We start from the raw sequence: 24,586 nt of genomic DNA, 5'->3' as shown, positions 1-24,586 counted from the left end.
GCGGCTCAGGAACAGGGCGATTACGAGGCGTGCAGCCCGCACTCGGTCTTCGACAGCCCCTGCCAGCGCCCGCTGCGCGGGTCGGCGCCAGCGAGCGGCTTGGCCGTGCAGGGGGCGCAGCCGATCGACGGATATCCGTCGTAGAGAAGCGGATTGACCAGCACGCCGTGCTCGTCGATATAGTTCTGCATGTCCTCGTCGGTCCATGTGGCCAACGGGTTGATCTTCACGAGTTTGAAGCCCTCGTCGAAGCCGATCACCGGGGTGTTGGCGCGGGTCGCCGCTTCGCTCCGGCGTAATCCGGTCACCCACGCTGAGTATCCGCTCAGGGCTTTGCGCAGCGGCACGACCTTGCGCAACCGGCAGCACTCGCCCGGATCCCGGCCGAAGAGGTTCTTCCCCAGCAACTGGTCCTGCTCGGCCACCGTCTGTTCGGGCGTGATGTTGAGTACGTGGATGTCGTAGACCGACTCGACCGCGTCCCGGGTTCCGATGGTTTCGGCGAAGTGGTAGCCGGTGTCCAGGAAGACCACCGGCACACCCGGCCGAACCTTGGCGGCCAGATCGATCAGCACGGCCTCCTGCATGCTGGAGGTCAGCACGTAGTTACAGGTCGCCCAGCCCCGGGGGCCGTTGACTCCGCCGAAGGTCTCATCGGTCCAACGCAACACCTCGGTGGCGCTGGCGCCCTCGAGCTCCGCGGCGCCGCGCGCCGCCAGGTCCCGCAGCTCGGCTTCGGTCGGTTTCGTTGCTCGTTCACTCATCGTAAGTCGTCCTCATCTGCCCGAATCACCCACTGCGCGAACCGTTCTCCCGCACTGCGGTGTTTGATGAAGTTACGTACCACCCGCTCGATATAGTCGCCCAGCTCGTCGCTGGTGACCTTGTGCTGGCGCAGCTTTCGGCCGAATCCGCTGTCCAGCCCGAGGCTGCCGCCCAGGTGCACCTGAAAGCCCTCGACGGAGCCCCCATGACCGTCGTCAACCATTTGACCCTTGAAGCCGATGTCGGCCACTTGAATTCGCGCGCACGAGTTCGGACAACCGTTGATGTTGACGGTGATCGGCACGTCGAGCGCGGCGTTGATGTCCTCGAGCCGGCGCTCCAGCTCCGGCACCAAAACCTGCGCCTTGCCCCTGGTCTCGGCGAACGACAACTTGCAGTACTCGATTCCCGTGCACGCCATCAGGTTTCGGCGCCAATGGGACGGTTTGGTCTGCAGTCCGAGCGCCTCCAGCCCGGCGAGCACGTCGTCGAGTTTGTCGTCGGCTATGTCGAGGATGACCAGCTTCTGGTACGGGGTGAACCGGATGCGGTTCGAGCCGGCCCGGCCCATCAGGTCGGCCACCGCGGAGAGGATGGTGCCCGACACCCGTCCGGCGATCGGCGCCGCCCCGACCGCGTTGAGCCCGTTCTTGAGCCGCTGGACCCCGATGTGGTCGATCGGATGCTTGAGCGGCTCGGGGGCCGGGCCGTCGATCAGCGGCCGCTTGAGGTACTCGGTTTCGAGGACCTGGCGGAATTTTTCGATGCCCCAGTCCTTGATCAAGAACTTCAGCCGGGCCTTGGACCGCAGCCGCCGGTAGCCGTAGTCGCGGAATATCGACGTCACGGCCTCCCAGACCTCGGGCACCTCGTCCAGCGGCACCCACGCCCCGACCCGCTGCGCCAGCATCGGATTGGTGGACAGGCCGCCGCCGACCCACAGGTCCAGGCCGGGCCCATGCTCGGGATGGTTGACCCCGATGAAGGCGATGTCGTTGATTTCGTGCGCGACATCCTGCAGGCCCGAGATCGCGGTCTTGTACTTGCGCGGCAGGTCGGCGAAGTCCGGCTTGCCGATATAGCGGCGCACGATTTCGTCGATAGCCCAGGTCGGGTCGAGCACCTCATCGAGCGACTCACCGGCCAGCGGCGAACCCAGGATGACGCGGGGGCAGTCGCCGCACGCCTCGGCGGTCTGCAGACCGACGTCGGCCAGCCGCCGCCAGATCTCGGGGACGTTCTCGACCTCGATCCAGTGCATCTGCACGTTCTGGCGGTCGGAGATGTCGGCGGTGTCGCGGCCGAACTCGGTCGAGATCTGGCCCACCGTGCGCAGCGCGGCGGCCGACAGCGCGCCGCCGTCGCAGCGCACCCGCATCATGAAGTACCTGGCTTCGAGCAGGTCGGCGTTCTCGTCGCCGGTGAAGGTGCCGTCGTAGCCCTGTTCGCGCTGGGTGTAGAGCCCCCACCAGCGGAAGCGCCCGCGCAGGTCACTCTTGTCGATGCTGTCGAACCCGGCCTTGGCGTAGACGTTCTCGATGCGTTCGCGCACGTCAAGGGGCGCGCCGGCACGCTTCATCTCTTCGTTGGGGTTGAGCGGCTGCCGGTCTCCCAGCGCCCACTGGCCCTCGTCGCGGGCCTTGTTTTGAGCCCCGGCGGGACGGGCTGTGGTCATTTGAGAAGGTCTCCTTTGCGACATCGCAGGCATAGAAGCGCAGCTCACCGGTGGTATCGGCGGCGCAGATCCGATGCCAGCTGGACGTACAGGTGGGCGGGTCTACGACATCAAGGGAGACAGCAACAGCTGCAAACACGCTTGAGATCAATGTGCCGCCGCGCCACGAGCGCAATGCGAAGGCTGGGCTGAGCGACGGTCACGTTGAACATTGTGCCATGCCCGTCGGGCAGTGACGCCACCAGGTCAAAGTTCGGCTCACGGTGAGCGGAATTCCCCGATTAAGCTGGCCGCCCGGCAAGGGCGAGATCGACGCCAGGGCCGCGGCCCGCTCACCGTGGGATGATTTGGCATGGCACTTCGCGAGGAAGCGGTCGAGCTTCCCGACCTGCAGCCCGTGCCCGGACGGCCGTTCGGGATCTACATTCACGTCCCGTTCTGCGTAACACGTTGCGGCTACTGTGATTTCAACACCTACACCCCAGCCGAGCTGGGCGGTGTGAACCCCGACGCCTGGCTGGCGGCGCTGCGGACGGAGTTGAAGCTGGCGGCCGAGCGGCTTCCGGGGCCGACCGTGAGCACGGTGTTCGTCGGGGGCGGGACGCCGTCGCTGTTGGGCGGGCCGCGCGTGGCCTCTGTGCTGGACATGGTGCGCGACCATTTCGTGCTGGCACCGGATGCCGAGATCACCACCGAGGCCAACCCGGAGTCGGCGTGGCCCGACTTTTTCGACGCCATCCGCGCGGCCGGCTACACCCGGGTGTCGCTGGGCATGCAGTCGGTGTCACCCCGAGTGCTCGGGGTCCTCGACCGCATCCACACCCCGAACCGATCGGCGGCCGCCGCCCGCGAAGCGTTGGACGCGGGCTTCGAGCACGTCAGCCTGGATCTGATCTATGGAACTCCGGGGGAGACCGACGACGATCTGCTGCGCTCGGTCGACACGGCGATCGACACCGGCGTCGATCACGTGTCCGCCTACGCACTGGTGGTCGAGGAAGGCACCGCGCTGGCCCGACGGGTTCGGCGCGGCGAGTTGGCGGCTCCCGACGACGACGTGCTCGCGCACCGCTATGAACTGGTCGATGCCCGGCTGTCCGAGGCCGGAATGACCTGGTACGAGGTGTCCAACTGGGCGCGGCTAGGCGGTGAATGCCGGCACAACCTCGGCTACTGGGACGGTGGTCAATGGTGGGGTGCGGGGCCCGGGGCGCACGGATACGTCGGTGCCACGCGCTGGTGGAATGTCAAGCACCCCAATGCCTATGCGGAGCGGCTGGCCGATGCCAGGCTGCCGGTGGCCGGATTCGAGCGGTTGGACGCGGAGGCCCTGCACACCGAAGACGTGTTGTTGAAAACCCGCCTGCGCCAAGGGCTTCCGCTAGAGCTGCTGAGCCCCGCCGAACGCGAACGCGCCGAAGGCGCGGTCGCCGACGGGTTACTGGTGCGCGACGCCGACCGGTTCGTTCTCACGCCGCGCGGGCGCCTCCTGGCCGACGCGGTGGTGCGCACCGTCCTGGGGTAGTGCTCAGATCGCCGGAAACCCAGTGCGCAACTAGAACCAGTGCGAGATCAGCCGATTGACCTCGATGTAGAGCGGGATTCCGATGGTGACGTTGTAGGAGAACGTCAGACCGAGCGATGCGGCCAACGGCAGGGTGGGGCTGGCCTCGGGGATCGCCAGCCGCTGGACCGCCGGGACGGCGATGTAGGACGCCGCGCCGCAGAGCACCGCGAAAAGTACGTAGGTTCCCGGCTTGAAATCGGCGTGGGTGAGCGACGAATAGATGTGAGCGACCAGGATGCCAAGCGGCGCAAAGATGTTCGGTGCCAGCAGGCCGAAGGCGATGAACCCGAGGCCGGCCGTTCGCAGGTCCTTCAACTTCCGGGAGGCGGTCATGCCCATCTCGAGCAGGAACAAACAGAGCACACCCTGGAACGCCAAGACAAAGAACTTGTCGTCGTCGGCGACCACCTTCTGCCCCTGCAGCCCGCTGACGAGGCCGATGATGATGCCCCCCATGAGCAGGACGAGTCCCGGGTTGAGGAACACCTCTTGGAACAGCTCTCGCGAGAAGATCGGCACCCTCTTGCCCCTCGCGCGGGTCAGGCTTTCGTCGGCCTCCCAATCCGGGTGGTCGAGCTTCTCCAGGGAGAATTCGAGCTCCTCCTCGAGTCCGCGCTCGTGCTCGGCCTCGAGGCTCGAGCCGTGCGGGGGCTTGGCCGCGGTGCCGGGCCCGACTCCGACCCTGACCGGCGCGCTGTAGCCCGGCTCGTCGACCATGTTCCCCGCCGTGTCCATCCCACGGTGGCGAAGACGCGCCACCAGGTACAGCGCCACCAGGCAGCCCGGAATCTCCATGACGGCCAACATGACCGGCATGTACGCGTTGAACGCCATGCCGACTGCCGTCAGGACCGCAACGCAGGTGGCAAAGGTACCCGCCGAGTCGGACCCGTAGAACCCCGCGACCGTCGCTCGGTCTATTCGTCGAAGAGAGGAAAGCCAATTCAGCAGCAGGTAGGCGATGCAACCGATCACGAAATTGAGCACGAAGCCCAACACCATGAAGCCCACGATCACCCCGACGCTGCCAGCGCTGATCTTGGCGAGCTCCTCACCGCCGTGCCAGCCGATGGCCAGCAGCAGGTACAAGGTCAGGCCCTGATAAATCACGTAGGGAAACTCGAAGCGCACCTTGAGGATAGGAATGAGGAATCCGAAGTAGAAGAACAGCAGGAGCGGCTTGAACAGGTTGTGGGTGAAGTTCTGCCAAAACTCTTGCAGCATCCAGTGCCTCCCTCGATGAGTGTGGTGATCAGGAAAAGCACCGTCCGCAAGCGAAGCCACCACGAACATCCCGACGACCGTGGAAAACGTATCCTCGGCGGTGTCAAACCGCCACTCGTATGCAAAGGACCAAGTACAAGCGTGTCGGGGCGATGCGGGCCGGCCGTCGCCCGGCAGAAGCGCTGGTCAGAGGGCTGTGAGCGGCGAAGGGCGGGGCGCGCGGCTATCGCACCGCAGGCGTGAATCTGGTGGGAAAGTACTGTGTATTTGCTGTGGGTCAGAAAAATAACGCGTGATGGGCGAAATCAACGAGGCCTGACCTCGACGCCCTTCTTGCGGTGCGTCACCGACAGCCATGCCACTGGCGAGTAATGCGTGGTGATCTCCTCGAAACCGTCGACGCGCGTAATCGTGAGCACACCGGTCTGCTGGTTGATCTCGAGCCCGTCGCTATCGCCGCCCTGGACCTCTTCGCCGTTCGCGAGCCGGATTACGAACATGGTGTTCCTCTCGAATAGAGGCCAGCGGGTTCGGTCTGGCAGCGATTTTAGGAGAAGTCACGTTGCCGCGACCGGTGCTTTGACTCCAGCGGAGCCTCGGCGGGCGGCCGCGTTTGCCGGGCCGAAGCGGGGATTAGTTGCGCGCCATTAGATAGGTTAGGCTACATTTACTAACCGTGACCGAGGTCAGCGTTCAGACGAGTTCCGCCGGCTCCACGTCGTCACCCATTCCGCTTCCCGCACACGTCGAGCCGGCCGACCTGGCCGGCGAGCTGGCCGCGTTGCTGCCGGAACGAGTCGGCGAGGAATACCTGCTCTACGAGCGCGGCGGTCAATGGGTGCTGGCCAGCGGTGTCCGCGCGATGGTCGAGCTGGACTGCGACGAAGTACGCGTCATCCGCGACGGCGTGACTCAGCGGCAACGATGGTCGGGTCGACCCGGGACCGTCCTGGGGGAAGCCATTGACAGGCTATTGCTGGAAACCGACCAACTCTTCGGTTGGATCGCCTTTGAGTTCGGCGTCTACCGCTATGGGCTGCAGCAGCGGCTGGCGCCGCGAACGCCGCTGGCCCGCGTGTTCTGGCCACGCACCCGCATCGTGGTGACCCGGGAGGCGGTCCAGCTGTGGGGCACGACCGCGGTTCATCGCGACGCGGTGCTCGGCTTGCTGGGCGGCGGTGTGCCCGAGTTGCGCCAGGCCCGCGGCGTCGACGTCGTCGCCGACCCCTCCGGCTATCGCGATCGGGTGGCGTCGGCTGTCGCCGAGATCGCGGCGGGTCGCTACCACAAGGTGATCCTGTCCCGTTGCCTGGAAGTGCCCTTCCCGCTGGACTTCCCGTCCACCTACCGGCTGGGCCGTCGACACAACACCCCGGTGCGGTCGTTCTTGTTGCGACTGGGCGGGATTCGCGCTGTCGGCTACAGCCCTGAACTCGTCGCAGCCGTCCATGACGACGGCATCGTAGTGACCGAGCCGCTGGCCGGTACCCGCGCGCTGGGCCGGGGTGTGGTGCGCGACCGGCAGGCCCGCGACGATCTAGAGTCGAACTCCAAAGAGATTGTGGAACATGCGATCTCGGTGCGAAGCTCGCTTCAGGAGATGACCGAGATCACCGAACCCGGTAGCGCGGTGGTCACCGACTTCATGACGGTGCGGGAGCGCGGGAGCGTGCAACACCTCGGCTCCACGGTCAGCGGGCGGCTAGGTCCGACGAACGACCGGATGGACGCGCTGGAAGCGCTTTTCCCGGCGGTCACCGCGTCGGGCATTCCGAAAGCGGGCGGCGTGGAAGCGATCCTGCGCCTCGACGAGGGCCCGCGCGGACTGTATTCGGGAGCGGTCGTGATGTTCTCGGCCGATGGCGGCCTGGACGCGGCGCTGACGCTGCGGGCGGCCTACGAACGCGACGGCAAGACATGGTTGCGGGCCGGCGCGGGCATTATCGAAGAGTCCACACCCGAGCGTGAGTTCGAAGAGACATGCGAAAAGCTGTCCACGCTCGCGCCCTATTTGGTTCCGCGCCGCTAACCCAGCTCGACTGGTCGGCGGCCCGCCCGGGCCGCCGCGGCGTCGTGGGCACCCTTCCCGGCGTAGGGACTTTTGGCCCTAGTTGGCCGAGTTTCCGGCGTGTCACTTTATGTAACCGTATGACACAGGTACATTGTGCGTTACGCGACGACACATATAACTGGAGGACCCAGTGTCCAAGGAATTGACTAACCTGCAGCTACTCCACGAGCTAGAACCCGTGGTCGAGACCCTGATCAACCGCCACCTGTCGATGTTCAAGGAATGGAATCCGCACGACTACGTCCCGTGGTCGGACGGCAAGAACTTCTACACGCTGGACGGTCAGGATTGGGAGCCCGGCCAGAGCCGGCTGCCGGACGTCGCGCAGGTGGCCATGGTGCAAAACCTGCTAACAGAGGACAACTTGCCGTCGTATCACCGCGAGATCGCGATGAACTTCAGCATGGACGGCCCGTGGGGTCAGTGGGTGAACAGGTGGACGGCCGAGGAGGCCAGGCACAGCACGGCGCTGCGCGACTACCTGGTGGTCACCCGCGCCGTCGATCCGGTGGCGCTGGAGCGGCTACGGCTCGAGCAAATGACCAGGGGCTTCAGCCCCGGGCAGAATCAGCAGGGTGACATGTTTGCCGAGAGCCTGTTCGACTCGGTCATGTACGTCTCGTTTCAGGAGCTGGCCACCCGGGTCTCCCACCGCAACACCGGTAAGGCCTCCTGCGACCCCATCGCCGAGCAGCTGATGGCCAGGGTGTCGCACGACGAGAACCTGCACATGATCTTCTACCGGGACGTCAGCGCGGCGGGCCTGGACATCGCCCCGAACCAGGCGATGAAGTCCGTGCACCGCATCCTGCGCAACTTCAAGATGCCCGGCTTCACGGTGCCGGAATTCCGGCGCAAGGCGGTGATCATCGCCGTCGGCGGCGTCTACGACCCGCTGATCCATCTCGAAGAGGTGGTGATGCCGGTGCTCAGGAAGTGGCGCATCTTCGAACGCGAAGACTTCACCGGCGAGGCCGCGCGGATGCGCGACGATCTGGCCGTGTTGGTGAAGGAGCTGGAGCAGGCCTCCGACAAGTTCGACGAATCCAAGCAGCGCTATCTCGAGCGCGAGGCCCGCAAAACCGAGAGAATCACCGCCAGCAAGGTGCTTAAAACGGAAGGGACGCTGACCCTGAGCGGCCACTGACCGTGGTTTTCCCAGGTTCCGGTAACCACCGTTTCATCGCGGGCCGTGAAAGGGCTGGGAATCTCGCAAATCGCCTGCATTTCCGCGGCGGCGCGCTTAACATCCCACCCATCTTCAACGGGATGGAGTACTCGTGTCCGGCCTTAAGTCCAAAGTCGTTCTTGCCCTGATACTTGCCCTCAGCACCCCGACCATGGCGGAATGCACGGCGACCATCGGATGCCCGACCTGCACCGTCGTCACCTCCTAGCGCTGTCGACAGGTTTTGGGCCCCACGGCATAGCCATGAGAGGCCGGCCGCAGCCGGTCAGACAGAGGAGCTGGACTCGAGATAGTCGGCGAGTATGCGGCTGACGAGGGACTCGATGTTGGACTCGATCGACGACGCCAGCGTGGCGGTGACCGTCGCCACGGCCTGAGTGCGGAAGCGCACCAGCATGGTGATCAACTCGGCGATCTCGGCATCCGCCGGTAGGGGCTCGCCCGGCTTGATGCGGTCCAGCACGTGTTCGGCCCCGGCGCGCACCAGGATGTCGCTGATCTGGTCGACCTCGGGGACGATCTGCTCGTGTAGGTCGATGAGCTTTTCCAATTTGACGCCGTAGCCACGGATTTCGTTGAACGCTTCGATCAGTTTGGGACGGGTGATGGTGGCTCGCGCCCCGTCGACCCGGATGACTTGCAGCGCCACCAGGCGCTCGAACGCGTCCGGGTCGTCGACGAGCCGCTGTGCGTCGACCAGCGGCATGGTCTCTGGTTTTTCGGTGGTCCAGGTGCCCACGATGGCCGTTTCCAGGCCCAGCACGTCGCCCAGGTTCTTGCCTTCCTCCCAGGCGCTGAGCATTTCGCGCACGTGCGCGATGTTGTATCCGCGGTCGAGCATCGAGGTGATCAGCCGCAGGCGGGTCAGGTGGGTGTCGTTGAACAATGCGATGCGGCCGACGCGTAACGGTGGAGGGAGTAATCCGCGGTCGCGGTAGACCCGGATGTTGCGCGTGGTGGTGCCGGCGAGCCGGGCCAGGTCGTCGATCCGGTACTCGCCGGATGCGGGAGCGCCGTGAGGGTGCCGGACCGCCGCGTCGAAGAGCTGCGACACCGCAGTCTCGATCAATTGCCGGTATTCCCGCGATTGCCGCCGAACGCGCTTGGGCGCGCCCCGCACGTTGTGCAGCGCGCTGGCGATCGTGCCGGGTTCGGGTCTTGTAGAACGATCCGGTGTCATGTGTCAGCCCGACGAGGCGGCGAACACCCTGGCGCTGCGCGCCACCGCTCGGTAATCCTCGTAGCGGAAATCCCTCATCTGGCGAAGATACTGTGTCGCGAAACCCGGGTACATCGACCCGTTGTATCCGTCCTTGGTGAGGTACCAACTGCGGCAGCCTGACATCCACGTCGTCCTGGCGAGGCGGCGCTGCAGGCGATCGTTGTGCCGGCGCTGGACATCTTCGCGCACGTCGAGATAGCGCAGGTCGTTGTCGAGGATGGCGGCGATGCCACGCACCGCGTAGTCCAGTTGACCCTCGATGTAAACCAGCAGCGAGTTGTGGCCCGGCCCGGAGTTGGGTCCGGTCATGACGAACAAATTCGGGTAGCCGTGCACGTTGATGCTCTTGTACGCCTGTGCGCCACCGGCCCATTCGTCGGCCAGCGAGCGACCGCCGAGCCCGGTAACCGCAAAGGGCGGTCCGGTGAGATGGACGTCGTAGCCGGTGGCGAACACGATGCAGTCGAGGTGGTGCTCGATGCCGTCGCTGGTGCGGATTCCCGCCGGACTCAGGGTGGCGATCGGCCAGTCGATGAGCTTGCAGTTCTCCCGCTGCAGGGCGGGGTAGTAATCGCTGGAGATCAGCATCCGCTTGCACCCTGGCCGGAAGTCCGGGGTCAGCTGGCGCCGCAGCCACGGATCCTTCACCTGAGCGCGCAGGTGTGCCCGCCCCAGACGCGCAACCAGCGATGTCAACGGCGTGTCCCACACCAGCGCGGTGGCGCTGGCCTCATGGCCCCAGAACAAGGCCTGGCGCGCAAGTTCCTGGGCGGCAGGAACTTTCGTGAACAGGGCTTGCACGGCCGGCGGTGTGGCCACGTCCAGGCGTGGCAGCACCCAGCACGGCGTGCGTTGGAACACCTTGACGAAACCGGCCCGCTTCACCAACTCGGGGATGATCTGGATCGCGCTGGCTCCCGTGCCGATGACGGCGACCCGCTTGCCCGCGAAGTCGTAGTCGTGGTCCCAGCGGGCGCTGTGAATCTTGTGTCCGCGGTAGCTGTCCAGGCCGCGGATGTCTGGCAGGCTGACGTCCGACAGCGGTCCGGAGGCCAGCACGACGGTGCGCGCAAAAAACCGCCTGCCGCCCGTGGTGGTTGCGATCCAGCTGCCGGCATCCTCGTCGAAGGTGAGGTTGCTGACCTCATGGCCGAATCGGATGTGGCGGCGGATGCCGAATCTCGTTGCCATGTCTTCGAGATGGCGGCAGATCTCCGGGGCGGGGGAGTACGTACGCGACCAGGCGGGGTTCTTGACGAACGTGTAGGAATACAGCAGCGAGGGGACGTCACAGCTGGCGCCGGGATAGGTTGTGTCGCGCCAGGTTCCGCCGATGCGGTCGCTGCGTTCCAGGATCACGATGTCGTCGACCCCGGCGTCGGCCAGTCGAATAGCCGCTCCCAGTCCGGTGAAGCCGGCCCCGACGATGAGTGTGGCGTAGGTGTGTTCGGTCGCCACGGTCAAGCCGCCGGCTTGTAGGTGAGTTCCTTGAACCAGCTGGGCACCGGTCGCAGAAGTGGCTTGGGGTAGCGATCCGAGAGCCAGACCATGGAACTGGCCAGCATCTGATACGGGTGTCGGGCGTTGACCACCATCGCGCCGTGCCGCTTGAGCAGCTGATAGGTGGGCACGCGCCAGGTGTGTTCGCCCCGTTCGCCGAGTTCCTTGAAACGCTTGACCGCGTTGTTCAGCCGCTCGGGCTCCAAGCCCATTTCGGCCATCTCGGCGTAGATGCGTTTGAGCAGCGGCACGTACATGAGCATGCCGATGATGAGACCCGGTGAGGCGAAGCGGCCGACGAGTTCGATGGTAAGCCGGCGCGCCGTCGCGTGCCCGATCATGTCGAGCACCTCGAAATCGACTGCGATGTGCCGAGACTCGTCGTTGTTGATCTTTTCGAACACCTGATGGCAGACGGGATCCTCGACGCTGTCCAGCAGGAACTTCAGCAGCGCGCCGTCGAGGGCCACCTCGAGCATGGGTATGACGGTGCCCAGCACGGACAGCGGCATGTCGTCGGAGAACGCGTCGAGCCACTCGATAGCCAGCCGGATGTTGACGTTCGGCTCTGGGACTTCGCCGTCGTCGAGCATCCCCCATCGCTTCATCAGCGCCATCTCGGCGTTGGCATGACGCTGCTCCTCGGCATGGAAATAGCGGTATATCTCCGCCAGCGTCGGGTCGGGCGCCTTCTTGGCCAGCGCGGCGAAGCCCCGCGCACCCACGTTCTCGATCCAGCACAGGTCGGCCATGAATGCCTTGAGTTTGGGACGAAATTCGGGCCGGATGGTATCGGCACCGGGCGCGTCCCAATCGATGTCGGCGAGCGCCCATTGCCGATCCTTGATCTTGGCGAGCATGGCTTCCATGTCGATGGCCACCGGGAGCTCCTTTGCGTTGGGCGATCAGGGCAGGTTGATTCGGGACACCAGGCCGGCCGCACGCGTATACGCCTGCGGCGCCAGGCGTTTGATGCTCCAGCCGATCTTGGCGTCGAGTTGCGGCATGCAGTACAGGTCGCCGCGGTCGTGTGCGTCCAGGCAAATCCGCGCGACTTTGTCCGCCGAGAATCCGGTCCAGCGCATCAATCTGTTGGCCAGCTCGCTGGACTCCTCGCTGATGCGGCCCGACTCGACGATGTTCGTCTTCACGAAGGTCGGACACAGCACGGTGACTCTCACCCCGGTACCGGCCAATTCGGCGGCCAGGGTCTCCGAAAGTGACAGCACGCCCGCCTTGCTGACGTTGTAGGCGGCCATACCCGGGGCCGCGCCGAACGCCGCTGCGGAGGCCACGTTGATGATGCCGCGAGGCGCGTGCGACCGACCGGCCTCCCGCAGGATCGGGGTGAACACGTGACAGCCGTGGATGGGCCCCCACAGGTTGATCCCCAAGGTCCACACCCAATCCTCAAGCGGTGCATCGCCGATGGCCGCGCCGCCGGCGCCGACGCCGGCATTGTTGATCACCAGGGTGGGCGGCCCGGAAAACCAGGCCTGCGATTGCTCGGCCAGCGCCTCGACGTCCTCGAATCGCGATACGTCGCAACGGATTGCGGTGGCCTTGCCGCCCCGTTCGGTGATTTCGTCGGCCGTCCTTTGGGCGGCGGTCACGTCGATGTCGCTGCACACGACCGCGCCGCCGCGGTGCCCGAGTTCGACGGCGAAGGCCGCACCAATGCCGCTTCCGGCGCCGGTCACCACCGCCGACGCGTCGCGGCTGGCCTTCGACCTGCCCAGGAGTCTGTCCAGCATTCCTCAGTGCACCTCCCGGGTCGTGGCGCGTGCGTCCTGTAACGAGTGCGGCGCGACGTAAGTCACGGTCTTGGCGTCTTCGGGAGTCATGCGTGGCAATGCCTGAAGTACGTGTGGCTGACGCGGGCAGGCGATCAACCCGTTTTGGCCCCAACCTGTTTGGATGCCAGCGGCGAGCCGGCGCGCGTCGTCTTCGAGCGTCTCCGCGCCGCCGATCTCGGACCCCTGAGGCGGTACCCGGACCGTGACCGGCCGCAGCGTGTATGCACTTACCGCTGGCACGCCGCGGGACCGCACTGACCCGCGGGCCGGAACGTCGTCCGCCATGCAATAAAGTCAATAGCAAATGGTGACATTAGTCAATGGCAGCATTGCGGCAGCGTTGTGCTAGCGGGAATCTCCGCACCAAGCCGGGATCGGCTTGTATGTGTTCGGCTGCGTCGCCGTGCCGCGCGATCCAGCGGTCCGCCGCGCCGACCTACCGGCGTCGGACTTCCTGGCCACTCGGGCGTTCGGTGCTGCGTAGCGGTCCGCGATATCGGCGTGTTTGTCGAGGCTCGCGGCGGCCCGGACATGGGCTGCCGCCGCACGTCGAGTTCGTTGTCGGCCATGGACTTAGCCCCTCCCCACATTTTTACAATCCGAACAGCCCCTGCGCGCGTCAGATTGTTTGGTGACGTCCGAAGTATTCGTGGTCTTCGTTGTAGCCGCCGTACCCGCTACCCAGCTCGGAGTAGTGTGCGATGAACTCAATGCCCTTGATCCACTTCACATGCCGGAATCCGTGTTGGAGCTCGTTGCGCAGCCGCAACGGCGCGCCGTGGCCGTAGCTCACCGGTTCGTCGTTCATGTTGTAGGCCAGCATGGTCAGGTGGTGGCTCATCTGCTCGATCGGATGGGCGACGTAGTAGATTCCGCCATCCGCCCCGGCGCCCAGTGAGTAGAACACCACCCATTTGGCCTCGCGCAAAGGTTTGACGATATCCATGATCGTCTGCATCGACACGCCACCCCATTTGGCGACACCCGACCAGCCCTGGATGCAGAAGTGTTGGGTGATTTGCTCGTGGTAGGGCAGCTCATGCAGGTCGGCCAGGGAGAACTCGGTCGGATGCTTGACGAGGCCGTAGACGCGCAGCCGCCAATCGACGAACTCGTTCTTCTCTAACTCTTTGTATTCAACACTTTCCGGATAGGTGCCGTTGTGCCACAAGTACGGAGAGATGTCCTTGTCGGTGAACGCACCCGGCCTGGGGTTGGTGTGCTCGAACAGCCGCTGCAGCGGCCCGACGAGCGCGTAGCCAATCCGTTGTACCACGCGGGGGTGTCGATAGGTTAGCGGCGTGGCGGCCACCCAGCCGACGATGACGACCGTCATGGCCACGCTGAAGATCGCGAATCCCACCCAGCCGTTGTCGTCGCGCGCGGCGAAGATGTGGTTGAGGTTGCGCAATGCGTCGGTGGTGAAGACGAAGGTGACGTGGACGACGATGAACAACAGGAAATACACCAGCACCAGGAAATGCAGTGAGCGGGCGGCCTGGATGCTCAACCTCTTACTGATCACCGTGAAACGCATCGAGAGGGCGGGCGACATGCCAAGACCGGTGATGACGGCGAGCGGTGCGGCGATGAAGACCGTGGTGAAGTACGCCAGCAGCTGCAGTGCGTTGTAGGCCACCCATGTGTTGTCCGTCGGCCAGTTCAGCGACAGGTATTGGATCGCAACCGATGCCGCGTTGGGAAAGACGTCCCAGCTGGTCGGAACGACGTGACGCCATTGGCCGGTGACGAACAACAGCGCGTAGAAGACTGCGCCGTTGAGTAACCACAAGACGTCGATGCCAAGGTGCCACCATCGTGCCAGCCCGATCGAGTGACGAATTCCCGGCAGCCCCAATTGGCCGGGCAGTCCAACCGAGTCGTCCTTGGCGGTCCACAGCGGGTCATCCGGCACGGGCTTTGCCACCCGCAGCCACTCGTCCTTTCCTGGGGTGGAGTTGCGGCTGAAGTAAAGCCGTGGATGGTCGCACAGGATTTGAATTCCGGAGCGGATGATGAAGATCATCAGGAACAGGTTGAAGAAGTGCGTCCAGCCCACCCAGGCGGGGATACCCGGGCTGATCCCAGAAGGCGTCGGGGTGCCCGGATACCTCTGGATGAATGCCTGCACCGCCGGCATGTTGTGCAGGCCTTTACCCGCCGCCACCGCCGCGATCAGCAGAATGAACCCAATGGGGATGAGCCACAATAGGTTTAACCACCTGTCACGACCGATGCGTAGACGGGGTGCAATCGCCCGTTTATCTTCCATCCCACCGGCCCAGGTCTGCGGGTCGACGATGTTCTCGGCCAGCAGCAATTCTGACCGGTAGCCCGCATCCTGAAACTGATCGCCGACGTCGTTGTCGGGTGGGACGTTTCGACCAAGCTGTCCGTCGTCATCGTGATCACCCTGCGAACGCAGAAAGGAGGTGTGTTTGCCGGTCATGGAGGCCCACGCTCCCTCTAGTTTATACAAACCCTCTTGTGTAAACTCTACGCCATGGCATACGTGATAGGAAAGCCATGCATTGACGTGATGGACCGGGCCTGCGTCGAGGAGTGTCCCGTCGACTGCATCTACGAGGGGGGCCGTGCGCTCTACATTCATCCCGACGAGTGCGTGGACTGCGGAGCATGCGAGCCCGTATGCCCTGTCGAGGCGATCTACTACGAGGATGACCTGCCCGAAGAGCTACAGCCCTATCTAGCGGACAACGCGGAGTTCTTTTCCGAAACACTGGCGGGCCGTGACGAGCCCCTTGGGTCACCGGGCGGAGCCGCCAAGATGGGCCCGCTCGGCGTCGACACACCGTTGGTGGCAAGTCTGCCCAAACAGGATCCCCAGCGCGCGTGCGCGTGGCCGCCGTGGCACGGGAGGAGTTGTCCGGTCACCGTCGTGATGTGCTGCGCGTATTGAAGGCGGGACCCGGCCCGATGAGCATTTGGGCGCGATCGCCAAAGTGCCTGAGGTGCAACATGAGATCATCCGCTTTCACCGGGGCACGTTGGTTAACGCCGGCCGGGGCGGGCATGTCGAGCCGGGTGGCAAGCGACCAAGGCGAACCAACGCTGATGTCTCGTGCGATCCCGCGGATGGACCGCGGAAGACCGCGCCGTTACCGGCTGGTCGCGGAGATCCTGGCGGCGACACTTGCCTCGGGTCGTGATCCGAGTGCCAAGGCGCGGGCCGCGGGCCGTGCGTGTGGGCGGCAGTTCAAAAAGCCGGGGCGACAACAGAAAAAGACGAGTGCAAAGAAATCGATCGACCGCTCCGCACTTGTAGTCGGACGAACGACGGCCAATCCTCCTCGGCCGTCATGCGACCCGACGATGCGGGCCGCGGCCGGATCCGCTCGAGACTCTAAGCCGAAGACCGGCTACGGACACGCGAAGGAAGGGCAGCAACGCAATGAGTTTTCGAGACGACGGCAAGGTGTACCTCGAAGTCGGGGTGAACGAAGACGCCAGTAAGGACGAAAACCCGAATGTGCCTTATGGCGCTGAAGAAACGGCCCGCAACGTGGTGGAGTGCATTGAGCACGGAGCCTCTGCCGTCCAATTCCATGCCCGCTGCGACGACGGTGGGCAGGCCTGGACCAACGACGAGGTCTCTCGCACCATCTTGGCTACCGCGGCCCGTGATGTTGACCCGCTGGCCTACCCCGGGTATGCCGGTAGCCTCGAACACATCTGGGCGCTGGCTGAGCACCCACCGGCCGCCACTGGGCTGCTGCTCGCGCCGTTCGACCCGGCTCAACACGTCAAGCGTGTGTTGTGGTTAGAAGACGAGAACAAGTTCAAGACAGTCGATTTGGGCCCCGCCAGTTCGAACGGCTCCCGCCCGCATTACCCGCCCGAACTCGATCGTTTCCCCAAGCTGGGACTGGTGCCCAGTATCGGTGTGTTCAACGCAGTCGACTTACGCTGGGTGATACTGGCCGCCCGCATCGGGATCTTGCGGCAACCATTGAATATCAAGTTGTTCTTTTCCGACCGTTGGGTGTCCCACAACGATCCCGACCCTGACGTCCTCGACTTCCTAGTCTCGCGCATCCCAAAGTGGATCGACCACGAAATCGTCGTGGTGCCGTATGCGATGAGCTCGGCAGAACGGTGTCAAGAGATTTGGGAACATGCACTGAACCGGGGGTTCGGCATTCGCGTGGGCATCGGTGATTGCCCATCGACATTCCGGACTGCCACCAACGCCCAGATGGTGGATCGTGCGGTCAACCTCATTACCAAGCAGGCACTCGTCCCGGCCACACAAGATGACGTGCGCGCCCGCTTCGCTGCGGCCGTGGCGGACGAAAGCGAAACGGTAAGAGTGGTCGTCAACCGGAATCGCTGTATGGGATGGGGCGTCTGCTACGCGCATGCGCCGGAGATATACCAACTCGATTCCGCTGGCTACTGCGTCGTCGTGAAGCCCCATGTCGACGCGAGCCTGCTGGAGAAGGCCATCCAGGGTGCGGCGAGCTGTCCGGAGCGGGCGATCCGAGTCGAGTTGTAACAACACATCACGAGGCCGCCTGCTGCATGGATTCGGGCATCTCGGCATTCTTGATTTCCACGAGTCGGACTTCGATACCCGGGTCTTCGGTTCGATGATGGTCTGAAGAAACAAGCGGCGCGGCCCGAGTCGTACCACCTGATCGGTGGGAGGAAGCGTCGAGCGTTGCGGCGGCGCGGGTTTGGGCGCTCCGCTTTGATCACAGGCGATCGTTCTTTGAGGTCGTGGGCGACCTGGACTTCTGCGCAACTTGTTGATGTGGGATGCGACGGCATGCTTGTGTTTTATACATACGGTATGTATCTTCATACATATTGTATGTATCTAGGTGGGGAGGGCCGAATGAGTGCCACGCTCGAAGCCATAGCGCAGGAACGCGCAATCGCTCTAGAGGTTTGCTCGCAGCTGCCTGACTCGATGTGGGCGAAGGACAGCGGGTGCCCCGGCTGGTCCGTCCGGGATCTGGTGTCGCACATGGCGTGCAGCTATTGGTTGGCCGTCGATCCGTCGACGCTGCCCGATCCCGGCGGGCTGCCCGCAGAACGCGCAGCCGACCTCTACGTCGAGTCACGTCGCTGGATGACCCCCGCGGAAGTGGTGGCCGACTACGAGTCGGTCAGTTCGCGAGGGCTGGGCGTCCTCGCCGCGGTCGAGGGTCAAGACGTCGAGATACCGATAGGCGATGTCGGGACCTACCCGGCCTCCGTCGTGCCCACGACTTTCGTGTTCGAGTCCTTCATCCATCTTCGGTACGACTTGTTCGCGCCGGATGGGCCATTGCGCTCAGATCCGCCGCCCGTCGACGAGGCACGGCTTGCACCCACGCTCGACTGGATCGAGGCGGCGCTGCCGCAGCAGAACACCCACCTACTCAACGATTTACGCGCCGGTGCCGAGGTCCGGCTCGAGGGGCTGTGCGCCAGGACGCTGCGCCTGGGCCCGCGGGCCGATCCGGCCGCGCACATCACGTCCGATTCGCAGGCCTTCGTGCGGTGGGTCACCCAGCGCGGCACCTGGGAACGCCTGGGGGTTCGTGCCGAAGGGGACCCGTCGACGCTGGACGCCATCCGCCGGCTCAGGGTGTTCTGAACGACGCTACCGCCAGGGCAGCTGCCTCCCACGACCTCCATACGGTATGTATGACAATGCCTACGTAGCTGTGAAGGAAAGGGTCGCATTGGCGCAGGATGGTCGCCGCACACAGGCCGAGCGTGCCGCCGACACGCGTGGCGCGTTGATCAGCGCCGCCCGCCCGCTTTTCGCGTCGCTGGGATTCGCGGAGGCGTCCCTGGAGACGATCGTGCGCGACGCGGGGGTGACGCGCGGCGCTTTGTATCACCACTTCGCCGACAAGACAGAGCTATTCGCGGCGGTGTTCGAACAAGTGGAAGGCGAGATGGCCGCCCGGATGGGGGAGGCCGTGGCGGCCGCGGGGCACACCGATCCCGTCGAGATCATGCGGCTGTGCGCGGGCCTGTGGTTGGACGCGTGCGCCGACCCCGAGGTTCAGCGCATCGTCTTGCTGGAGGCGCTGGCTGTGCTGGGATGGGAACGCTGGAGCGACATCGGGCACAGATACAACATCGGATTCGTGACGGCGCTGCTGACCGACGCGATCGAGTCCGGCAGCATCCCGCCCCAGCCCGTCGAGGCGACGGCCCTGACGGTCATGGGTGCGCTGCGCGAGGCAACGCTCTACATCGCCCGGGCAGACGATCAGCGCAAAGCCCGCGCGGATGCCGGCGCGGTGATGGACAGGCTCATCAATGCGTTGCGTGCCAAAGACATCGGCTAACGCGGGCCTGTTCAGGTCGATGCCGAAAGCTGGCTGGCGATCGCCTTCTTGTCGACCTTGCCGATCGGGGTGGTCGGTAGCGCCGCCATCGCGACCAGTACGTCGGGCCGGGCATGGGCGGCGACGCCACGGCGGTCGAGGTAGGCGTTCAGTTCCGCCACCGTAACCGCTGGCCCGGTGAAAACGACCGCCGCGCAGATCCTTTCACCCAGGTATGGATCGGGCAGCGGCACCGCCGCCGCCGAGAAGATCGACGGATGACCGAGCATCTGCTCCTCGAGGTCGGCCGCGGAGACGGTTTCACCGGCACGGCAGATCACGTCCTTGACCCGCCCGGTGACGGTCAAATGGCCGTCGGGCCTTCGCCTGACCAGGTCACCGCTGCGGAAGAAGCCGTCGGGGTCGAAGCAGCGTTCGTTGTCGCGCTCGGCGCGGTAGTAGCCGTTGAGCGTGTACGGCCCGCGCACCAAGAGCTCGCCTTCCTCGCCCGGCGCCACCGGTTCCCCGTCCGCGCCGACCACGCGCAATTCGTCGGCCGCGCACAACGGCCGCCCCTGGGTGTGCTCGATCACCTCGGGCGGATCGTCCAGTCGGGTGTAGTTCAGCAGTCCCTCCGCCATCCCGAACACCTGCTGCAGCCCCGGGGTCAACGCGGCGCGGATCAGGCGGGCGTCCTCGGGCTCGAGCTTCGCCCCGCCAACTTGCAAGAGCCGCAGCGACTTCGGCGTCACCGCCTCCCACTCGCACGCCTGTGCCCACAGTTTGGCCAGGGTCGGCACCAGCGCGGTGACCGTGACGCCGTGGCGCTCGATGGCGGCGAAGGCGGCCTCGGGGCTGGGATCGGTGCCGAACACGGTGGTCGCGCCCACCGTCATGGCGCCGAGCAGCCCGGGGCAGGCCAACGGGAAATTGTGGCCGGCCGAGAGCACCACCAGATAGACGTCGTCCGCGGTGAGGCGGCACAGGCGCGCGCTGGCGGTCGCGTTGAACAGGTAATCGTCGTGGGTGCGGGGGATGAGTTTGGGTGTCCCGGTGGTGCCGCCCGAAACCAGCAGCAGCGCAGGCGATCCCGGGTCGGGCGGGGGTGCCGGGGGAAGCGTGGTTGCCCGGTCGCACAGTTGCGTCCACGAGGTGAATGGGCCGGGGTCGCCGTCGACGATGACGTGCTCGAGCGTCGGGTGATCCTTGACGAGTTCGCGGGCCATGGCGCGGTAGTCGAAACCGCTTGCCGCCTCGGCGATCACCAACCCGGTGGACTGGCTGACGGCGGCGAAATGGGCCAATTCGGTCGCCCGGTGGCCGGGCAGACACATCACCGGGATGGCGCCCGCCCGCAGCAGCCCGAAAAGCGCCACCGCGAACTGGCACCCGTTGGGGAGTTGCAGCAGAACCCGGTCGCCCGGCGCGATGCCGAGGCCGCGCAGTCCTGCGGCGGCGCGGTCGGCGTGCTCGTCGAGCTGGGCATAGCTCAAGCCGCCCACGGCGTCGAGCACGGCGGTGTGGTCCGGCCACCGTCGCGCCGCGTCACCCAGGATGGTGTCCAGGGTCCGTCCCGCCCAGTAGCCGGCCGCCCGGTACGCGGCGGCCCGGGCAGCCGGAAATGGCACGAACCCGTCCAGGGCCCCGGCCAGGGGTTGCCGTGCGTTCGCGGTCATCGAGGTCCTTAGACGGGGGGCGTGGTAGCGGGGATCCGTGAGTAAGGATAGGGTAACCATCACAACTTAGGGCAGCCTGTGCTAATTCAGGGAGGATTCATGGTGCGTGCCTCGGCGCGCTCGGAAGACGTCCGGGCGGAGGTGGCCGAACTGCTCGGCGTCGCTGTCGACCAAGTTCACCCAAACACCAACCTCATCGGCCAGGGCCTGGACTCCATCCGGATCATGACCCTCGCCGGCCGCTGGCGCCGCCGGGGCATCGCCGTCGATTTCGCCACGTTGGCCGAAACCCCGACGGTCGAGGCCTGGGCCGAGCTGGTGGCCGCCGACTCGCCGGTCGCGGTCGCCGAGCCACCCGTCGAATCGCCGGATCACGACGCGGGCGAGCCGTTCCCGCTGGCCCCGATGCAGCACGCGATGTGGGTCGGGCGGCAGGACCACCAGCAGCTCGGCGGGGTGGCCGGGCACCTCTACGTCGAATTCGACGGCGGCCCGACCGATCCCCGGCGCCTGCGCGCGGCCGCCACGGCGCTGGCCCGGCGCCACCCGATGCTGCGGGTGCAGTTCCTGCCCGACGGCACCCAGCGCATCGCGCCCGCCGGTGACGAATTCCCGGTCGCGCTAGAGGACCTGCGCCACCTGAACGACGACGAGGTCGACCAGCGGCTGGCCGCCATCCGCGACGCCAAATCGCACCAGCAGCTCGACGGTGCGGTGTTCGAGCTCACATTGACGCGGCTGCCCGGCGAAAGGTCGCGCCTGCACGTCGATCTGGACATGCAGGCCGCCGACGCGATGAGCTATCGCACCCTGATGGCCGACCTGGCCGCCCTGTACTTCGGCCACGACCTGCCCCCGTTGAGCTATAGCTACCGGCAATACCGCCAGGCCGTCGAGGCGGAAGAGGCGCGCCCGCAACCCGCCCGCGACGCCGCCCGCCAGTGGTGGGCGCAGCGCATCCCGCAGCTGCCGGACCCACCGGCGCTCCCCATCACCGGGGACCGCGCCTCGCAGCAGAGCACCCGGCGCTGGCACTGGCTGGACCCGGAAACCTGCGACGCCCTGTTTTCCCGCGCCCGGGCCCGCGGGGTCACCCCGGCGATGACGCTGGCCGGCTCCTTCGCCAACGCGCTTGCGCGCTGGTCGACCGCCTCGCGCTTCCTGCTGAACGTCCCGCTGTTCGGGCGCCGGCCGCTGCACCCCGACGTCGATTCGCTGGTCGGCGATTTCACCTCCTCGCTGCTGCTGGACGTGGACCTCACCGGCACGCGCACCCCGGCGGCGCGGGCGGAGGCCGTGCAGGACGCGATGCGGGCCGCCGCCGCCCATTCCGCCTATCCCGGGCTGTCGGTGCTGCGGGACCTCAGCCGCCATCGCGGCACCCAGGTGCTGGCGCCGGTCGTCTTCACCAGCGCGCTGGGACTCGGCGCGTTGTTCAGCCGCGGGGTCACTGCCCAATTCGGCACACCCGCGTGGATCATCTCCCAAGGGCCGCAGGTGCTGCTCGACGCTCAAGTCACCGAATTCGACGGCGGCGTCCTGGTGAATTGGGATGTGCGCGACGGGGTTTTCGCCCCGGGCGTCATCGACGCCATGTTCGCCTACCACATCGACGAACTGCTCAGGCTCGCATCCGCCGACGACAGCTGGGAGGCGCCCGCGCCGCCGCCGCTGCCCGACGCGCAGCGCGCCGTGCGCAACGCGGTCAACGGCCGCACCGCCGAGCCCAGCGGAGAAGCGTTGCACGACGGGTTCTTTCGCCAAGCCGAGCGGCGGCCCGACGCGCCCGCGGTATTCGCCGGCTCCGGTGACCTCAGCTACGCACAACTGCGCGACCAGGCGCTGGCCGTGGCCGCCGCGCTGCGCGCGGCCGGTGTGGCCGCCGGCGACACGGTCGCGGTGATGGGCCCGAAAACCGCCGAGCAGGTGCCGGCGCTGCTGGGCATCCTGAGCATCGGCGCGGCCTACCTGCCGATCGGCGCCGACCAGCCGCGCGACCGCGCGGAGCGCATCCTGCGAACCGGCGCCGTGCGCCTGGCCGTGGTGTGCGGCGGACAGCGGCTGACCCTGCCGGTGCCCGAGCTGATCCTCGCCGATGCGCTGCGCGACACACCCTTCGCCGCGGACCTTCCGAGCATCGATCCCGGCGGGCTCGCCTACGTCTTGTTCACCTCCGGCTCCACCGGCGAGCCCAAGGGCGTCGAGGTGACGCACGACGCCGCGATGAACACCGTGGAATTCATCGCCCGCCACTTCGAGATCGGCCCCGCGGATCGATGCCTGGCCCTGTCCACGCTAGAGGGCGACATCTCGGTGATGGACATCTTCGTCACCCTGCGGACGGGCGGGACGATCGTGGTGGTGGACGAGGCGCAGCGCCGCGACCCCGACGCCTGGGCCCGCCTCATCGACACCCACCGAGTCACGGTGCTGCACTTCATGCCGGGCTGGCTGGAGATGCTGATCGAAGTCGGCCGCGGCCGGCTCTCCTCGTTGCGGGTGATTCCCACCGGCGGGGACTGGGTGCGGCCCGAGGTCGCGCGCCGCCTGAAGGCCGAGGCGCCCAACCTGCGGTTCGCCGGCCTGGGGGGAGCGACCGAAACCCCGGTTCACAACACCATTTTCGAGGTTCCCGACCCTCACGCGCTGCCGGCGGACTGGACCGCTCTGCCCTACGGCGTGCCGCTGGCCAACAACGCCTGCCGCGTCGTCAACGACGCGGGCGATGACTGCCCCGACTGGGTCGCCGGCGAACTGTGGGTGTCCGGTCGCGGCATCGCGCGGGGCTATCGCGGGCGGCCGGACCTCACAGCGGAGCGCTTCGTCGAGCATGCGGGACGAAGGTGGTACCGCACCGGCGACCTCGCCCGGTATTGGCCCGACGGCACGCTCGAGTTCGTCGGCCGCGCCGATCACCGGCTCAAGATCAGCGGGTACCGCGTCGAACTCGGGGAGATCGAGGCCGCGTTGCGGCGCCTGCCGGGTGTGGCGATCGCGGTCGTGGCCCCGGCCCCCGGGCCAGGTGGGTCCGAGGCGCTGGCCGCCGCGGTCTGCCTCAACAGCTCCAGCGGTGCCCAGCTGACCGCCGAGCGGATTCGGGAACTCATGGCCGAACTCGTTCCCGCGCACATGGTGCCGCGACACGTAGTCCTGGTGGACCGCGTTCCGTTCACCGACGCCGGCAAGATCGACCGTCGAGCCGTCGCGCGCGACTTGGGCGCCGTAATTTCGCTCTCCGAGCAGCCCGGCTATCGCGCACCGGCGACACCGCTGGAATCCGCCCTCGCCGCGCTCCTCGGCGATCTACTCGGCGTGGACCGGGTCGGTCGTGACGACGACTTCTTTGCGCTGGGCGGTGATTCGGTGCTGGCCACGCAGGCCGTGGGTCGTATCCGCACCTGGTTGGACACCCCCCACATCCTGGTCGCCGACATTTTCGCCACCAGAACCGTTGCGGCACTGGCCGATTTGCTCGCCTACCGCGAGCAGGACCGCGCGCGGCTGGATCAGGTGGCCGAGCTGTACCTCGAAGTCGTCCACATGGACGCCGACACCGTGTTGGCGGCTTCCCAGCGGACCGGCGATTTCGAGACCGCCCAATGAAATTCGAC

At 66.1% G+C, this 24,586-nt stretch carries 19 protein-coding genes and 1 pseudogene; 8 read left to right on the top strand and 12 right to left on the bottom strand.

Annotation, left to right across the window (positions count from 1 at the left end; all coding sequences use genetic code 11):
- Positions 1–20: 20 nt before the first annotated feature.
- From KXD96_RS20340 to KXD96_RS28805, 3 genes are all read right to left on the bottom strand, one after another.
- Positions 21–764 carry a phosphoadenylyl-sulfate reductase gene (locus tag KXD96_RS20340; RefSeq protein ID WP_260739234.1) on the bottom strand — a complete coding sequence of 248 codons (744 nt, stop codon included), beginning with the start codon at positions 762–764 and terminating at the stop codon, positions 21–23.
- Positions 761–2,440, bottom strand: a complete 1,680-nt coding sequence (locus KXD96_RS20335) for a nitrite/sulfite reductase (RefSeq protein WP_260739232.1) — start codon at positions 2,438–2,440, stop codon at positions 761–763. The genes KXD96_RS20340 and KXD96_RS20335 overlap by 4 nt, the downstream gene beginning before the upstream one ends.
- Positions 2,441–2,550: 110 nt before the next feature.
- A complete protein-coding gene (locus KXD96_RS28805; RefSeq protein ID WP_396878859.1) occupies positions 2,551–2,652 on the bottom strand; it encodes an Ms4527A family Cys-rich leader peptide in 102 nt (33 codons plus the stop codon).
- Between the two features lie 140 nt (positions 2,653–2,792).
- On the opposite strand from KXD96_RS28805, the gene hemW reads away from it, so the two are divergent.
- Positions 2,793–3,965: a radical SAM family heme chaperone HemW gene (gene hemW, locus KXD96_RS20330; protein WP_260739231.1), complete on the top strand. Its 1,173-nt coding sequence runs from the start codon at positions 2,793–2,795 to the stop codon at positions 3,963–3,965.
- Positions 3,966–3,995: 30 nt separating this feature from the next.
- On the opposite strand, the gene KXD96_RS20325 is transcribed toward hemW, so the two are convergent.
- On the bottom strand, positions 3,996–5,231 hold the full coding sequence (locus KXD96_RS20325; RefSeq protein WP_260739229.1) for a sodium-dependent bicarbonate transport family permease: 1,236 nt from the start codon (positions 5,229–5,231) through the stop codon (positions 3,996–3,998).
- A gap of 305 nt (positions 5,232–5,536) precedes the next feature.
- Complete coding sequence (locus KXD96_RS20320; protein WP_260739228.1) at positions 5,537–5,731, bottom strand: hypothetical protein; 195 nt, start codon at positions 5,729–5,731, stop codon at positions 5,537–5,539.
- Between the two features lie 176 nt (positions 5,732–5,907).
- Here KXD96_RS20320 and KXD96_RS20315 point away from each other — a divergent pair, with 176 nt between their 5' ends.
- Positions 5,908–7,260, top strand: a complete 1,353-nt coding sequence (locus KXD96_RS20315; protein WP_260739227.1) for a salicylate synthase — start codon at positions 5,908–5,910, stop codon at positions 7,258–7,260.
- A gap of 172 nt (positions 7,261–7,432) precedes the next feature.
- Entirely contained in the window at positions 7,433–8,449 is a 1,017-nt protein-coding gene (locus KXD96_RS20310) for an acyl-ACP desaturase (protein ID WP_260739225.1), read from the top strand.
- A gap of 307 nt (positions 8,450–8,756) precedes the next feature.
- Here the strand turns inward: KXD96_RS20310 and KXD96_RS20305 are convergent, their stop codons facing one another.
- From KXD96_RS20305 to KXD96_RS20280, 6 genes are all read right to left on the bottom strand, one after another.
- Positions 8,757–9,671: a MerR family transcriptional regulator gene (locus tag KXD96_RS20305; protein WP_260739223.1), complete on the bottom strand. Its 915-nt coding sequence runs from the start codon at positions 9,669–9,671 to the stop codon at positions 8,757–8,759.
- A 3-nt stretch (positions 9,672–9,674) separates the two neighbouring features.
- Positions 9,675–11,177 (bottom strand): NAD(P)/FAD-dependent oxidoreductase, encoded by a 1,503-nt coding sequence (locus KXD96_RS20300; RefSeq protein WP_260739222.1) that lies wholly within the window; start codon positions 11,175–11,177, stop codon positions 9,675–9,677.
- Complete coding sequence (locus KXD96_RS20295; protein ID WP_260739220.1) at positions 11,174–12,094, bottom strand: ferritin-like domain-containing protein; 921 nt, start codon at positions 12,092–12,094, stop codon at positions 11,174–11,176. Before KXD96_RS20295 ends, KXD96_RS20300 begins: the two co-directional genes overlap by 4 nt.
- A gap of 24 nt (positions 12,095–12,118) precedes the next feature.
- Positions 12,119–12,967, bottom strand: coding sequence for an SDR family oxidoreductase (locus KXD96_RS20290; protein WP_260739218.1), 849 nt, complete (start codon positions 12,965–12,967; stop codon positions 12,119–12,121).
- A 3-nt stretch (positions 12,968–12,970) separates the two neighbouring features.
- Positions 12,971–13,249: a hypothetical protein gene (locus tag KXD96_RS20285; RefSeq protein ID WP_260739216.1), complete on the bottom strand. Its 279-nt coding sequence runs from the start codon at positions 13,247–13,249 to the stop codon at positions 12,971–12,973.
- A 379-nt stretch (positions 13,250–13,628) separates the two neighbouring features.
- Complete coding sequence (locus KXD96_RS20280) at positions 13,629–15,458, bottom strand: molybdopterin-dependent oxidoreductase (protein WP_260739213.1); 1,830 nt, start codon at positions 15,456–15,458, stop codon at positions 13,629–13,631.
- A gap of 54 nt (positions 15,459–15,512) precedes the next feature.
- Between KXD96_RS20280 and fdxA the strand changes: the two are divergent.
- From fdxA to KXD96_RS20260, 4 genes and pseudogenes are all read left to right on the top strand, one after another.
- A pseudogene (fdxA, locus tag KXD96_RS20275) lies at positions 15,513–15,842 on the top strand (ferredoxin); the annotation flags it as partial.
- Positions 15,843–16,421: 579 nt separating this feature from the next.
- A complete protein-coding gene (locus KXD96_RS20270; protein ID WP_260739211.1) occupies positions 16,422–17,525 on the top strand; it encodes a 3-keto-5-aminohexanoate cleavage protein in 1,104 nt (367 codons plus the stop codon).
- Between the two features lie 405 nt (positions 17,526–17,930).
- Positions 17,931–18,614, top strand: a complete 684-nt coding sequence (locus KXD96_RS20265) for a maleylpyruvate isomerase N-terminal domain-containing protein (protein ID WP_313901666.1) — start codon at positions 17,931–17,933, stop codon at positions 18,612–18,614.
- Between the two features lie 88 nt (positions 18,615–18,702).
- Positions 18,703–19,320, top strand: a complete 618-nt coding sequence (locus KXD96_RS20260; RefSeq protein ID WP_260739208.1) for a TetR/AcrR family transcriptional regulator — start codon at positions 18,703–18,705, stop codon at positions 19,318–19,320.
- An 11-nt stretch (positions 19,321–19,331) separates the two neighbouring features.
- Here KXD96_RS20260 and KXD96_RS20255 read toward each other — a convergent pair whose 3' ends face one another.
- Complete coding sequence (locus KXD96_RS20255; RefSeq protein WP_260739206.1) at positions 19,332–20,975, bottom strand: (2,3-dihydroxybenzoyl)adenylate synthase; 1,644 nt, start codon at positions 20,973–20,975, stop codon at positions 19,332–19,334.
- Positions 20,976–21,074: 99 nt separating this feature from the next.
- On the opposite strand from KXD96_RS20255, the gene KXD96_RS20250 reads away from it, so the two are divergent.
- Complete coding sequence (locus tag KXD96_RS20250; RefSeq protein WP_260739204.1) at positions 21,075–24,578, top strand: amino acid adenylation domain-containing protein; 3,504 nt, start codon at positions 21,075–21,077, stop codon at positions 24,576–24,578.
- Positions 24,579–24,586: the final 8 nt, after the last annotated feature.

The organism is Mycobacterium sp. SMC-2 (assembly GCF_025263485.1).
In the GTDB taxonomy this organism is placed as follows: domain Bacteria; phylum Actinomycetota; class Actinomycetes; order Mycobacteriales; family Mycobacteriaceae; genus Mycobacterium.
This window is presented reverse-complemented; position numbering and strand designations above follow the sequence as displayed.